Here is a 13,088-nt window from a genome sequence, read left to right as displayed (position 1 = left end):
CCCTCCGCCCCGGCGGACCGACAGGACAGGACGAAGACAGGATGACGGGCGGCGGAGCAGGCACTGTCACGGCTACGGAAACGGCTACGGACACGGCCGCGGGTACGGCCACAGCCGCGGGAACGGGTTCGGACACGGCTGCGGGTGCGGTCGCCGGCACCACGGCGAGCGCCGACGACACCGGCATACGCAAGCCCCTCATCTTCTGGGGCCTCACCCGTCTTCTGATACTCCTCACCGTCTTCCGGATCGTCGTCATACCCGGCCCCGACGTCACCAGCGACGTCGAGCAGATCTACCAGGGCTGGTACGAGGTCCTGCGGACCGGCACGTACCCCCTCGACGACGTGACCTGGCAGTACCCGCCGGCCGCCGCCCTCGCGATCCTCTCCCCCGCGCTCCTCCCCTTCCTCGGCTACTCGGCCGCCTTCTTCGTGCTCGCGCTGCTCTGCGACGCCTTCGTCTTCGGTCTCCTGGTCTTCGCGGGCCGGCGCCCGGGCCGGTCGATGCGGGGCGCCTGGCTGTGGCTGGCCGCGGTGCCGCTGCTCGGCCCGACCGCGTACTCCCGTTACGACCTGATGGTGACCGCCGTCGCGGTCGCGGGCCTGCTCGCGGCGGTGCGCAGCCCGGCGGTGCTCGGCGCGCTCGCCGGGTTCGGCGCGACGCTCAAGGTGTGGCCGGTGCTGCTGCTGACGGGCTGCCGGCGGGGCCGGGCCACGGCCCGTTCGTGGGCGACGGCCGTCGGCGCGGCGGCCGGAGTGGTGACGCTGTGCGTGCTCGCCGCGCCGGGGGCCCTCGCGTTCCTGGGCTTCCAGCGGGACCGGGGCACGGAGGTCGAGTCGCTGGGCGCGCTGGTCTTCCATGTGGCCCGGAACTTCGGCTGGCCGGGCGAGGCCCGGATGAACTACGGCTCGATCGAGTTCCTGGGCCCGGGTGTGCACGTGGTGTCGGCGGCGGCGATGGTGCTGACCGGCGCCGCCTTCGCCTGGCTGCTCGTGTGGCGGCTGCGGGCCCGCCACCGCACGTCGACGACGGTGGCGGACGCGGCCTTCACGGCGGTGCTGCTGTTCGTGACGACGAGCCGGGTGATCAGCCCGCAGTACATGATCTGGCTGGTCGGGCTCGCGGCGGTGTGCCTGGTGTACCGGGCGAGCCGGATGCGCCGGCCCGCGCATCTGGTGCTGTGGGCGACGGCGGTGACCCAGTTCGAGTTCCCGGTGTGGTTCTCGCACGTCTCGCACAGCGACCTGCTGGGCATCGCGCTGCTGCTCCTGCGCAACGGTCTGCTCGTCGCGGCCTCGCTGTCGGCCTGCCGGATCCTGTGGCGGCAGACGGTCACCGAGCCGCGACTCGCGGCCGCGGCCGCGGCCGCGGCCGCGGCACGGATCCCCGTGCAGCCGGGCGGCAGCCGACAGACCGGCCGTCAGACCGACCGCGACCCTCAGACCGACCTCGACAGGACCCGGGTCTCGGCCTCCGCCCGCTGACCGGTGGCGGCCGCGCCGTGCGTCCGGTGGCGCAGCAGGCCGAGGGCGGTGCACTGGGCCGCCATCGCCAGGGCCATGGCCAGGCAGATCCCGGCGAGACCGAGGCCGAGCGGTCCGGACAGCACGTACGCGAGCGGCAGCTGCAGCAGCACGCCGGCGACGGTGATCCGCGCGAGCCGCGGTGAGTCGCCGCTGCCCTCGAAGACCCCGGCCAGGGCGATGAACCCGGCCATGAGCAGCAGATACGGCCCGAGGCAGCGCAGGAACAGGGCGCCGGCGGCCGCGACGGCCGGCTCGGCGCCGAAGCCGCGCATCACCGGCCCGGCGCCGAGGAGCAGCAGCGCGGCCGCGCCCGCGCCGAGCAGTCCGCCGAGGACGAGGGCCTGCCGGCCGACGGGCCCGCGCTCGTCGTGTCCGGCGCCGAGCAGGTGGGCGGTGTGGATGGAGGCGGCCTGGCGGACGGCGTAGAAGGCCATGGTGGCGACGTACATGGCCTTGGTGGCGATGCCGTAGGCGGCGATCTCCGTGACGCCGAGCCGGGCGATGACCGAGACGAGCGCGAGCGCGCCGCCCATCCGGACGACGAAGTCGACGGACATGGGCAGTCCGAGGGCGGCGGTGCCACGCAGCGCGGCGAGCGTGCCGCCGGCCGGGCGGGCGGCTCGGGCGGCCTTCAGGAGGGCGTTGCGGCGCAGCGCGAGGAGCCCGGCGGCAAGGGCGGCGGTGCGGCCGACGACCGTGGAGACGGCGGCGCCCTCCACCCCGTACCTGTGCACCAGCAGCGGGTCGAGGACCAGGATCAGTCCGTTGGCGAGGAAGGCGAGCCGCATCGGGGTGCGGGTGTCGCCGGTGCCCTTCAGGACGCCGTCGAGGACGGTGGTGGCGAAGAAGACGGCCATGCCGGGCAGCGAGATCGCGAAGTAGGCGGTGGCGAGGGCGTGCGCGGGGTGGCCGGAGCCGCCGAGCAGCAGCGCGGCGAGCGGGTCGCGCAGCAGCCAGCCGCCGACGGCGACGGGCGGGACGAGCAGCGCGCCGAGTGCGGCGCCGCCGCGCACCGCGGAGCGCAGGGCTCCTGGATCGTCGGCGCCGCGGGCGCGCGCGACGAGGACGGTGGTGCCGGAGGCGGCCATGAGCACGACGCCGAGGAGCAGGTTCTCGACGTTGGTGGCCACGGCGACGGCGGCGACGGCGTCCCCGCCGAGCCGGGCGACCCAGACCATGTTGATGATCCCGGCGGCGACTCCGGCGAGGAGTTCGAGGTAGACGGGTCCGGCGAGCCGGACGAGCGTACGGCGGTGGTTCACAGATCTCCCCCTCTTTTCGCTGTACCTCGATTCGAGGTACAGCGAAAAGAGGTAGCATGCCGCTCGGGTTCCCGACAAGCGCGAAGACGAAGGAGCAGAACGGTGCTGGAGCTGTCGATCCTCGGCTTCCTCTACGAGCGGCCGCTGCACGGCTACGAGCTCAAGGAGCGCATCCAGGGCCTGAGCGGCCACGTCCGCCCGGTCAGCGACGGCGCGCTCTATCCGGCCATCACCCGCCTGGTGAAGAACGGCCTGGTCGACAGCCGTACGGAGCCGGGCAGCGGCGCGGCCCAGCGCCGCATGCTCTCGCTCACCCCGGACGGCCGGGCCGAGCTGCTCGCCCGGCTGCGCTCACCCAAGGACGCCGAGATCACCGACGGCCAGCGCTTCTTCACCCTGCTCGCCTTCCTGGGCCTCCTCCCCGACCCGGCCGAGCAGGCCGCCGTGCTGCGCCGCCGCCAGGCGTTCCTCGACGCACCGGCCAGCTTCTTCTACGACGGCGGGGCGCCGGTCCGCGTCGAGGACGAGCCCGACCTGTTCCGGCGCGGGATGCTGCGGATCGCCCGGGCGACGGGCACGGAGGAGAAGGCCTGGCTCGCCGAGACCCTGGCCGAGCTGGACCGGAAGAGCGCCGAGGCTAGCCGAGCCGCTCGGCCAGATACGTCCGCCACCGCGCCGTGAACTCCTCCGGTGTGGTGTCCAGGACGTCGTTCAGCGCCTTCTCCACCGCGCCCTCGCGCTGCGGATGGGCACCGACCGCCCGGTAGAACGCGGTCAGCCTCTCCTCGCCCCACCGGTCGGCGATCATCGCGCAGGCCAGCCAGCCGCCCTCGTAGGCGCGGGCCATCGCCTCCGCGTCGCCGCCGAAGGCGAACGCCCTGTCGTCCGGCAGCGCCCCGGGCGTCCTGCCGGCGCGCACCGCGCGGGCCAGTTCGGGGGCGGCCTGGACGGCGGTGCGGCCGGTGCCGCGGTAGGCGACCCAGTCGGCGAAGCCCTCGGAGAGCCAGAGCGGGGTGGCCGCGGTGGTCTGGGTGCGGGTGGCGACGTGGGTGGTCTCGTGGGTGAGCACGAAGCCCTTGCCGAAGGCGCCGAGCACCGCGTACGCGTCCGGGTTGACGATCACCCGGTCCGCGGGGGCCTTGGGGCCGCCGCCGATCTCGCCGGTGGTGACGGCCGCGATGCCCCGGTACGAGGCCGCGGGCGCGCCGAGCAGCCTGCCCATGGCGTCCAGCGAGGCCGGGACGAGGACCACGATCCGGCCGGCCCAGGGCGCGGGCCAGGCGTCGCCGACGGCGGGCACCGCCCGGTCGGCCGCGTCGGCGATCTCGGTGAGCCGCCGCGCGCTCTGGCCGACGCCGAGGACCAGGCTGCGGCGGCCGGTCACCACCCGCACGTCGCCCTGCTGCCAGAGCTGCTGCGGGGCGCCGTCGGCGGGACGGTCACCGGTGACGTACCAGCGGCCGCGCCGCTCGGCGAGGTCCACGATCCGCTCGCTGGTCGCGGGCGCGGAGTCGTAGCCCTTGATGCGGTAGCCCAGCTCGGCCCGCGCGGTGGCCCGGCCCGCGGCGGCCGCCTCGACACCGGTGACGCGGTAGCTCCAGCCGCCCAGCGGGATCTTCCCGACCCGCTCGAACTCGGTGCGCGCGGCGGGCACGAGGGCGGGGTCGAGGTCCGCGAGATAGCCGGGCTCGTCGCGGTCGAGCAACGCCTCGGCGTGCCGGTCGAGCAGCGTCTGGATCTCGCCGCGGGGCGGCCCGGAGGGCCCGGGGGCGGCGCACCCGGCCACCAGGAGCAGGGCGCCGAGCAGCCACGCTCCCGCGCCGCGCGCCGCTCCCCTCCCCTGACCTGCCACGCCCTCGATCGTACGGGCGGAGGCCGGGAACCGGTCAGACCCGGGTCACCGTCACGTGGGACATCATGTTCACCGGGTCGTAGCGGACCCGGGCGCCCGGATAGGGGGCGTGGATGACCTGGCCGTTGCCGGCGTAGATGGCCACGTGGCTGGCGTCGCTGCGGTAGGTGACGAGGTCGCCGGGCTGGGCCTGGGAGAGCGGGATGTGCCGGCCCGCGTTGCGCTGCGCCTGGGAGGTGCGGGGCAGCGCGATGCCGGCCTGGCGGTACGACCAGACCATCAGGCCCGAGCAGTCGAAGGCGGACGGCCCGGCGGCGCCCCACACGTACGGCCTGCCGATGGCGCTGCGCGCGGCGATCACCGCGGCGGAGGCGCGCGAGGGGCCGAGGTCGCCGAGCGGCGGCAGCTCCTCGTCGAGGGCGGCGCGGCCGGAGCGCGACGCCCGGTCGAAGCCGGCCCGCTCGTCCGGGGTGAGCGAGGCGAGCACCCGGCGCGCCTCGGCGAGCTTCCGTTCGACGGTGCGCTTGTGGCGGGCCACGTCGGCGCGGCTGCGCTCCAGTTCGGCGAGGGCCAGACCGGCCTCGGTGCGCTCCTGCGCCAGTTTGCGCAGTTCGCCGCGGAGTTCGTCGAGGGCGGCGCCCTGCCGGGCGGTGACCCGGTCGAGCACGGAGGCCCGCTCCAGGTAGTTCTCCGGGTCGGCGGAGAGCAGCAGGGCGAGGGCCGGGTCGATGCCGCCGGAGCGGTACTGGGCGCCGGCCACCGAACCGAGCGCGCCGCGCATCCGGTTGATCCGCTCCTGGCCGCGGGCGAGCCGGTCCTGCGCCTGGGAGACCGTGCGGCGCAGCTGGTCGGCCTTCTCGTCGGCCCTGTTGTAGCCCTCGGTGGCCTGCTCGGCCTCCTCGAAAAGCCGGTCGACGGTGGCGCGGGTGGCGCGGGTGGTCTGCGGCAGCGCGCCGCCCGGGTCGGCGTGCGCGGGGACGGCACCGAGGGCCGTGGCCGCGGTGGCCGCGGCTGCGGTGAGGACGGTGACCCTGGTGGGTCGTCGGTGGGACGCCACGGATCGCGCTCCGTTCGGCTCGGCGGACTGCTCGGCGGACTGGCAGGCGCCAGACAGTAGCCGGTGATCAACCCCCGTCCAACGAAGGTGCCGGGCACACAAAGTGACGCCCCGCCGGAGACCACAGGTCACCAGCGGGGCGTCGCGTCAGCCGGGGTTCCGGCAAACCACCCGTTCGGAGGGGCGTGTCACCGGGGCGGAGTCCGCCTGGAGGCGGTGCGTCAGATGCGCACGCCGAACATGAAGCTGCCGATGGTGTCCATCGACTCGTAGCGGACCACCGCGCCCGAGTGCGGGGCGTGCAGGACGGTGTTGTTGCCGGCGTAGAGGCCCACGTGCGCCAGGTTGTTGAAGAAGACCAGGTCGCCCGGCTTGAGCTGGCTGCGGCCGATCTTCACGCCGTCGTTCTGCTGGGTGTAGGTGGTGCGGGTGATGCTGACGCCGGCCTGGCGGTAGGACCACATGGTGAGGCCGGAGCAGTCGTACGAGTTGGGGCCCTCGGCTCCGGAGACGTACGGCTTGCCGAGCTGCGTGGCGGCGGCGTTGAGGGCGGCGGCACCGCGCTGCGAGGCCGGCACCTCGTTGCCGAGGTTGACCCGGTCACCGGCGGAGCGGCTGGCGCGCTGCTCGTCCTCCTGCATCTTGGCGCGCTCGGCGGCGGTCAGCGTGTTGAGGAGCTTGCGCGCCTCGGCGAGCTTGCCCTGGAACTTCGCCTTCTTCTCGCCGAGGGTCTTGCGGACGTCCTCGAGGTCGGCGAGCTTGCCCGCCGCCTCGGCCCGCTCCTGCGCGAGGGTGCGCTGCTTGGCCTGGATGGTGGCCAGCACGTCGGCCTGCTTGGCGCCGATCTGGTCGATCGCGGACGCCTTGTCGAGGTAGGTGTCCGGGTCGGCGGAGAGGAAGAGCTGGAGCGCCGGGTCGATGCCGCCGGAGCGGTACTGCGCGGTGGCGACCGAACCGATCTGGCCGCGCAGGGTGTTGAGCTCCTGCTGGCCGCGGGCCACCTTGTCCTGGAGGGCGCTGATCTCCTTCTGCAGCGTCTCCCGGCGCTCGTTGGCCTGGTTGTACTGCTCGGTGGCGACCTCGGCCTCTTCGTTGAGGGTGTGGACCTTGGCCTTGACCTCGTCGATCTTCGGCTTCGGGGCCGCCTGGGCACCGGACTGGGCGGAGAGCGCGACGGCCGCGGCGGCGGTCGCGGTGAGCACGGTCACACGGGTGCGGCTCGGCTGCTTGGGACGACGGTGGGACGCCACGAAGGCGAGCTCCTTCTTCCTCAGAGCCGCCCAACCGGTCAGGGGCAGGCGGGACCGACGCTGCCATCCCGGATGGATGATCGACCGCGCGTAGGTTCGAGCCATGACCCTAGTGACCATCTTGTGATCAGTTCAAATCCCAAGGGTCAAAATCTGCCTCACGCCACAACTTATTTACCGACACCGCACGGGCAGTAGTGGCCGGTTGACCCTGCGCGGAGCAGAAAACGGACGCAACAGGCAGACAGGGCAAGGTCTTACGAGAGGCGCGAAAGCCGCTTCAGCAACAAGGCGGACGCGACCGGCCGCGCACCGGACTTGGCGACCCCGTCGGCCACTTCGCGGTCGGTGGACACCACGACCACCGGACGGCCCGGCGGCTCCGCCCGGACCAGCTGGCGGATCAACTCGTCCGCCGTGACGCCGGGCTTGGAGAACAGCACCCGCACCCCGCGCGGCGGCGCGAGCAGCACCGGCGCGGCCAGCTCCGCGCCGTCGAAGACACAGGTGATCTCGGCGCCCGAGCGGGCCGCGAGCGCGGACAGACCGCCGAGCAGCCGCAGCCGCTGCTTCTCCAGCGGCATCGTCGGATAGCCGGTCTTGGTGACGTTGTAGCCGTCCACCACCAGGTGCGCCTGCGGCAGTTCGAGCAGCTGGTCCAGGAGCGCCGGGTCGGTCTCGGACAGCGCGCGGGCCGCGATGTCCTTCGGCGACATCCGGCCGGGCTCCACCGCGTCCACGGTGTCCGCCGGGTGCATCGACACCGGGGGCAGGGCGAGTTCGCGGCGCAGGCCCTGCGCGGCGTCGAGCACCGTGTCCAGGAGCAGCCGCAGCCGCATGTCCTCCACCGAGCGCCCCTCGCGGGCGGCCCGCCGGCTCGCCTCCAGGGCGGCCTCGACCTCGCCGAGCCGGGCCTTGAGCCGCCGGGTCTCGCTCTCGGCGGCGGACACCTGGGCGGCGGCCTCGGTGCGGGCGGTGTCGATCTCGGCCTGCACCCGGCGCAGCGCCGCCTCGCCGCGCTTGACGTCGCTCTGGGCGCTGCGCAGCTTGCGGTGAAGCGATTCCGCTTCCTTGCGGGCGGCCTCCAGGTCGTGCCGCAGCTGCTCGGTCTCGGACCTGGCCCGCTCCTTGGCGGCCAGGACCTCCTCGCGCAGCCGTTCCAGCTCGCGCCGGCTCAGTTCGTCGGCGCGCTCGGCGTCGGCGCGCTCGGCCTCCTCGCCGGCGGCGGCGACGAGCTTGCCCCAGCCGGCCGGGCGCAGCACATAGGCGGCCGCGGCCACGTCGACGGGGTCGGCGGCGGCGGGCGGGGCGCCGGACTCGACGGCGCCGGCCAGTTCGGGCTGGGCCTCCTTGAAGCGCTCGCCGATGCGCTGCCGGAACAGCGGATCGCTCTCCAGGGCGGCGGCCATCGCGTTCCCGGCGAACTTGGCCCGCCGGGAGGCGGTGAAGCGGGCGTACTGGCGCAGCGGCGCGGGCAGCTCGGCGACGGTCAGGCCGCCGAAGGCGTCGGCGACGAGCGCGACGACCTTGCGCCGCACGGCCTCGGGCAGCGGTCGGTCGAGCGCCTCGGCGGCAGCGTCGCCTGCCGGGCCGCCGCCCGCCGGTTCATCACCGCGCGCGGGCTGCTCCACGATCCGTCACCCTCTCCCTGTCCGTCGCCCTCGCCGGGGCTCCGAAGCCCTCGCCGGGCCGCTTCTCAGGAAGCGGCGCCCGGCCTGTCCACCAGTTCGATCTGGTCCACCGCGTTGCACCACCGGCAGCGGACCGACTCGATGGTCTCACTGACCACCTCGCGCTCCTCCACCTTCGGCTCTCCGGCGAGGTCCAGATGGACGTACTCGACGACCTTGGACGAGCGCGTCACGTCGAAGCGGGTCAGGTTGCCGCACAGGGTGCAGCGCCAGCGGGTCTCGGCGGTCGGCAGGGGAACCGTCGTCATCGTTGCCGTCCTCTTTCCGTACGAGGCTCAGTGTGAGGGCTTTGCACGAGGCATTACGGGCCCGCGGTGCGCCGTCGAACTGCGGGGGTACTGCCCGTAACCCTACGGCCTCCCGGGTACCCCGTGTCACGGCGAGGCACTCTGTCCAGGTGGGCACCGGTACGCCATGATCTGTCCATGATCGACTGGCGGGGCGCGGCCCTCGGCGCGTGGCGGAGTGCCCGCAGCGGACCGACCGTGACGTACGGAATCATCGCCGCCTGCGTGCTGCTCTTCGCGGCGAGCCCGGTGGCGGGCCTGAACCCCGCCTACGGCACGGGCGACACCCTGCTCGCGGCGCAGGGCGCGTACTTCCAGCGCTGGGGAGTGGTCCCGGCCGAGCTCACCGCCGGCCGGCCGAGCGCCCTGCTCACCCCGCTGACCGCGCTCTTCGTGCACGGCAGCTGGCTGCACCTGCTCGGCAACATGCTGTTCCTGTACGTGTTCGGGGCGATGGCCGAGGAGCGGATGGGCGCGGCCGAGTACGGCCTGTTCTACCTGGGCTGCGGCTATCTGGCGCTGTTCGGGTACGCGGTGGCGCACGCCGACAGCGAGCAGACGCTGGTCGGGGCGTCGGGGGCGATCTCGGGGGTGCTCGGGGCGTTCCTCTATCTCTTCCCGCGCTCCCGGGTGACCAGCCTGTTCCCCTTCCTCTTCTTCCTGCCGCTGCGCTTCCCGGCCTGGATCGTGCTGATCTTCTGGTTCGTGCTCCAGTGGCTGGCGGCGCGCTCGGCGGGGGCGGGGCCGGGGGTGGCGTATCTGGCCCACGTGATCGGCTTCGCGCTCGGCTTCCTCTACGCGTGGGCGCGTTTCAGGGGAAGGGCAGGGGCTCGCGAAGCGATTCGCTCGAAGGGTGGTGGTGGGTGACGGGCGGGCTAGAGTGAAGCCACCAGCCGCGGCCACCGAGGGAGAAAGCCAGCCGTGATCACCGCGATCGTGCTCATCAAGACCAGCGTGGACCGCATCCCCGAGATCGCCGAGGAGATCGCCGCGATCGACTGCGTCAGCGAGGTCTTCTCGGTGACCGGTACGTACGACCTGATCGCCATGGTCCGGGTGGGCCGGCACGACGACCTGGCCGATGTCATCCCGGGCCAGATCTCCAAGATCCCGGGCGTCGAGGGGACCGACACGCACGTCGCCTTCCGCGCCTACTCGCAGCACGACCTGGACGCGGCCTTCGCCATCGGCCTGGAGTCCTGACCCCGCGTACGCACGGCTGAAGCCGGCCTCTCCCCCGCGGGAGGCCGGCTTCACCCGTTCGAGTGACCGATCAGCCGCGGTCCGGGACGCAGCGGCCGTCCTCGGTGCGGTACTTCCACCGGGCTCCTTCGCGGACCAGCTGCTTCACCGCGCCGACGAACCGCTCCACGTGCTCGTCGGGCGTGCCCGCGCCGAAGCTGACCCGGATCGCGTTGAGCGACCTCTCCCCCGGCGCCGCCTCGGGGGCGCCGCACTCGCCCGGGTCCTGCGGGTCGCTGCCGAGCAGGGTGCGCACCAGCGGGTGGGCGCAGAACAGGCCGTCGCGGACGCCGATGCCGTACTCGGCGGAGAGCGCGGCGGCGAAGTGCGAGCTGTTCCAGCCCTCGACGACGAAGGAGATGACGCCGACGCGGTCGGAGTCGTCGCCGAAGAGGGAGAGCACCCGCACCTCGGGGACCTCGGCGAGGCCCGCCCGGACCGTGGCGATGAGGTGCCGCTCGCGGGCGACGAGCCGGTCGAAGCCGGCCTCGGTGAGCGCCTTGCAGGCGGAGGCGATGGAGTAGACGCCGATGACGTTGGGCGAGCCGGCCTCGTGCCGGGCCGCGGTGGTGTGCCACTCCACGTCCACACCACCGTCGGCCCGGCGGGCCACCTTGCGGGAGGCGCCGCCGCCCGCGAGGTAGGGCTCGGCGTCCTGCAGCCAGTCGGCGCGGCCGGCGAGCACGCCGGAGCCGAACGGGGCGTACAGCTTGTGCCCGGAGAACGCGACCCAGTCCACGTCCAACTCGCTTACGGAGACGGGGTGGTGGGGCGCCAGCTGGGCGGCGTCGAGGACGATCCGCGCACCGTGCGCGTGCGCGGCGGCGGCGAGTTCGCGCACCGGCCACAGCTCGCCGGTGACGTTGGAGGCGCCGGTCACGCAGACCAGGGCGGGGCCGTAAGGCTCACGGTCGGCGAGGGCGCGCTCCAGGGTCTCGACGGCCTGCTGCGGGGTGCGCGGCGCGTTGAGGTAGGTGACCTGCGCGTCCCGCCAGGGCAGCAGGGAGGCGTGGTGCTCGGTCTCGAAGACGAAGACCTGGCAGTCGGCGGGGACGACCTGGGCGAGCAGGTTGAGCGAGTCGGTGGTGGAGCGGGTGAAGACGACCTGGTCGCCGGGGCGGCAGTCGAGGAACTCGGCGACGGTGGCGCGGCTGTTCTCGAAGAGGTCGGTGGAGAGCTGGGAGAGGTAGCCGGCGCCGCGGTGGACGCTGCCGTAGTACGGGGCGTAGGCGGCGACGTCGTCCCACACGCGCTGGAGGGCCGGGGCGCTGGCGGCGTAGTCGAGCGCCGCGTAGGTGACCTCGCCGCCGGTGACGAGCGGGACGGTGACGTCCCGGCCGAGGACCGGCAGCGGGGCGTCGCAGCAGGGGTCGGCGGAGGTGTCGGCGGTGACGGTGGTGGCGACGGCGGCGGCGTTCGGGCGTGCGGACATAGCGGTGTCTCCCGGCATGAAAAGGGCGCGAAAAGGCGTACGAGTGCCCGTGCGGCGGCTGCGCGCGGAGGCGCGGAAAAGGGTTGCCGCGGACGGGTGTTGATTTCGGTGAGGGGCCGAGGGCCCTAACGCATTCGCTTGCTCACGAGACACCGCTCCCTAGAGGACCAAGGACCCCAGGGTGGCGCGCAGGGGTCCGCGCTTGCCGCAGGCTTCTGCTCGTGCGGCCTGGTCTTCACCCGGGGCACCCCGCCACGGACGGAGGGTTGCCGGACAGCCAGCCGGGGCTTTGTGGCTGTCACTCATGACCTGTCGAAAAACCTATGCCAGACGATCACGACGCCGCAACCCCGTCCCGGCATCCGGGACGGGGTCGCAACAGTCCGTTCATATGCCTCCGAACGAGGCGTCAGGCGTTGCTGGCGGCGATCCACCGCTCCAGGGCCCGCCGGGCGGCGCCGGAGTCGACGGACTCGGCGGCCTTCGCGATGCCCGCGGCCAGTTGCTCCGCCAGGGTGCCCTCGCCCGGCTCCAGGGCGGTGAGCGCCGCCGCCGCGTTGAGCAGCACCGCGTCCCGCACCGGCCCGGTCTCGCCGGCGAGCAGCCGCCGGGCGACGTCGGCGTTGTACGACGGGTCGCCGCCGCGCAGCGCGTCCAGGGTCACCGGCTGGATGCCGACGTCGCGCGGGTCGAAGCGCTCCTCGCGCACGGCGCCGTCCCGGACCACCCACACCCGGGAGGTGCCGGTGGTGGTCAGCTCGTCGAGGCCGTCGTCGCCGCGGAACACCAGGGCGGAGTTGCCGCGCTCGGCGAGCACGCCGGCCACGATCGGTGCCATCCGCGGGTCGGCGACGCCGACGGCCTGGGCCCGCACCTTGGCCGGGTTGGTCAGCGGACCGAGCACGTTGAAGGTGGTCCGGATGCCGAGCTGGCCGCGGGCCGTGGCCACGTACCGCAGCGAGGGGTGGAACTTCACCGCGAAGCAGATGGTGATGCCGGCCTCCTCGGCGACCTCGGCGACCCGCCGCGGCGTGATGTCGAGGTTGATGCCGAGCTTCTCCAGGACGTCGGAGGAGCCGGAGGCGGAGGACGCGGCGCGGTTGCCGTGCTTGACGACCTTCACGCCGGTGCCGGCCACCACGATGGACGCCATGGTCGAGATGTTCACCGTCTTGGCGCCGTCGCCGCCGGTGCCGACGATGTCCACGGCCGGACCGGGCACCTCGATGACGTTGGCGTGCTCGTACATGGTCCGGACGAGGCCGGTGATCTCCGCGACCGTCTCGCCCTTGGCCCGCAGCGCCACCATGAAGCCGGCGATCTGCACGTCGGTCGCCTCGCCGCGCATGATCAGGTCCATCGCCCAGGCGGTGTCGTCGGCGGACAGGTTCCGGCCTTCGAGCAGTCCGTTCAGCAGGGCGGGCCAGGAGCGGCCCGCCGCGGTGTCGCCTCCAGCGGGGTTCACAGCGCTCATGACAGCTCCTGG

Annotated in this window: 11 protein-coding genes, 1 pseudogene and 1 riboswitch; of the genes and pseudogenes, 4 read left to right on the top strand and 8 right to left on the bottom strand. The window is 73.6% G+C overall.

The annotated features are described in order from the left end of the window. Nucleotides 1-41 precede the first annotated feature (41 nt). Nucleotides 42-1,487, top strand: a complete 1,446-nt coding sequence (locus tag ACWEV0_RS24705; RefSeq protein WP_453151609.1) for a glycosyltransferase 87 family protein — start codon at nt 42-44, stop codon at nt 1,485-1,487. On the opposite strand, the gene ACWEV0_RS24700 is transcribed toward ACWEV0_RS24705, so the two are convergent. Next, nucleotides 1,442-2,791, bottom strand: coding sequence for an MATE family efflux transporter (locus tag ACWEV0_RS24700; RefSeq protein WP_453151608.1), 1,350 nt, complete (start codon nt 2,789-2,791; stop codon nt 1,442-1,444). The genes ACWEV0_RS24705 and ACWEV0_RS24700 overlap by 46 nt on opposite strands. Nucleotides 2,792-2,893: 102 nt before the next feature. Here ACWEV0_RS24700 and ACWEV0_RS24695 point away from each other — a divergent pair, with 102 nt between their 5' ends. After that, nucleotides 2,894-3,472 carry a PadR family transcriptional regulator gene (locus ACWEV0_RS24695; protein ID WP_453151607.1) on the top strand — a complete coding sequence of 193 codons (579 nt, stop codon included), beginning with the start codon at nt 2,894-2,896 and terminating at the stop codon, nt 3,470-3,472. Here ACWEV0_RS24695 and ACWEV0_RS24690 read toward each other — a convergent pair. From ACWEV0_RS24690 to ACWEV0_RS24670, 5 genes are all read right to left on the bottom strand, one after another. Continuing rightward, nucleotides 3,429-4,643 carry a hypothetical protein gene (locus tag ACWEV0_RS24690; RefSeq protein ID WP_453151606.1) on the bottom strand — a complete coding sequence of 405 codons (1,215 nt, stop codon included), beginning with the start codon at nt 4,641-4,643 and terminating at the stop codon, nt 3,429-3,431. The two genes, ACWEV0_RS24695 and ACWEV0_RS24690, sit on opposite strands and share 44 nt — an antisense overlap. Nucleotides 4,644-4,677: 34 nt before the next feature. Then, entirely contained in the window at nt 4,678-5,700 is a 1,023-nt protein-coding gene (locus ACWEV0_RS24685; protein ID WP_453151604.1) for an NlpC/P60 family protein, read from the bottom strand. Nucleotides 5,701-5,921: 221 nt separating this feature from the next. Beyond that, nucleotides 5,922-6,950 carry an NlpC/P60 family protein gene (locus ACWEV0_RS24680; RefSeq protein ID WP_451610299.1) on the bottom strand — a complete coding sequence of 343 codons (1,029 nt, stop codon included), beginning with the start codon at nt 6,948-6,950 and terminating at the stop codon, nt 5,922-5,924. Nucleotides 6,951-7,207: 257 nt separating this feature from the next. Next, nucleotides 7,208-8,581: an NYN domain-containing protein gene (locus tag ACWEV0_RS24675; RefSeq protein ID WP_453151603.1), complete on the bottom strand. Its 1,374-nt coding sequence runs from the start codon at nt 8,579-8,581 to the stop codon at nt 7,208-7,210. A gap of 65 nt (nt 8,582-8,646) precedes the next feature. Next, complete coding sequence (locus tag ACWEV0_RS24670) at nt 8,647-8,889, bottom strand: hypothetical protein (protein WP_128976779.1); 243 nt, start codon at nt 8,887-8,889, stop codon at nt 8,647-8,649. Nucleotides 8,890-9,066: 177 nt separating this feature from the next. On the opposite strand from ACWEV0_RS24670, the pseudogene ACWEV0_RS24665 reads away from it, so the two are divergent. Continuing rightward, nucleotides 9,067-9,853 (top strand): annotated as a pseudogene (locus ACWEV0_RS24665) (rhomboid family intramembrane serine protease). Further along, the gene (locus tag ACWEV0_RS24660) at nt 9,850-10,131 is read left to right on the top strand and encodes an Lrp/AsnC family transcriptional regulator (protein ID WP_403798437.1); all 282 of its coding nucleotides are present in this window, start codon (nt 9,850-9,852) and stop codon (nt 10,129-10,131) included. Before ACWEV0_RS24665 ends, ACWEV0_RS24660 begins: the two are co-directional and overlap by 4 nt. 70 nt (nt 10,132-10,201) lie before the next feature. On the opposite strand, the gene ACWEV0_RS24655 is transcribed toward ACWEV0_RS24660, so the two are convergent. Both ACWEV0_RS24655 and trpD read right to left on the bottom strand, forming a co-directional pair. Next, nucleotides 10,202-11,602, bottom strand: coding sequence for an aminotransferase class V-fold PLP-dependent enzyme (locus tag ACWEV0_RS24655; RefSeq protein ID WP_453151602.1), 1,401 nt, complete (start codon nt 11,600-11,602; stop codon nt 10,202-10,204). A gap of 193 nt (nt 11,603-11,795) precedes the next feature. Next, nucleotides 11,796-11,912: riboswitch (SAM riboswitch) on the bottom strand. 99 nt (nt 11,913-12,011) lie between these two features. Further along, nucleotides 12,012-13,076: an anthranilate phosphoribosyltransferase gene (gene trpD / locus ACWEV0_RS24650; RefSeq protein ID WP_453151601.1), complete on the bottom strand. Its 1,065-nt coding sequence runs from the start codon at nt 13,074-13,076 to the stop codon at nt 12,012-12,014. Nucleotides 13,077-13,088 lie beyond the last annotated feature (12 nt).

The sequence above is a fragment of the Streptomyces sp. NPDC003943 genome (assembly GCF_053605265.1).
The sequence above is the reverse complement of the archived record's forward strand: the minus strand, read 5'-3'. Positions and strand labels throughout refer to the sequence as shown.

Coding starts and splice junctions, on each gene's coding strand:
- ACWEV0_RS24705 (WP_453151609.1), top strand. CDS start 42: ATGACGGGCGGCGGAGCAGGCACTGTCACGGCTACGGAAACGGCTACG.
- ACWEV0_RS24670 (WP_128976779.1), bottom strand. CDS start 8,889: ATGACGACGGTTCCCCTGCCGACCGCCGAGACCCGCTGGCGCTGCACC.
- ACWEV0_RS24655 (WP_453151602.1), bottom strand. CDS start 11,602: ATGTCCGCACGCCCGAACGCCGCCGCCGTCGCCACCACCGTCACCGCC.
- trpD (WP_453151601.1), bottom strand. CDS start 13,076: ATGAGCGCTGTGAACCCCGCTGGAGGCGACACCGCGGCGGGCCGCTCC.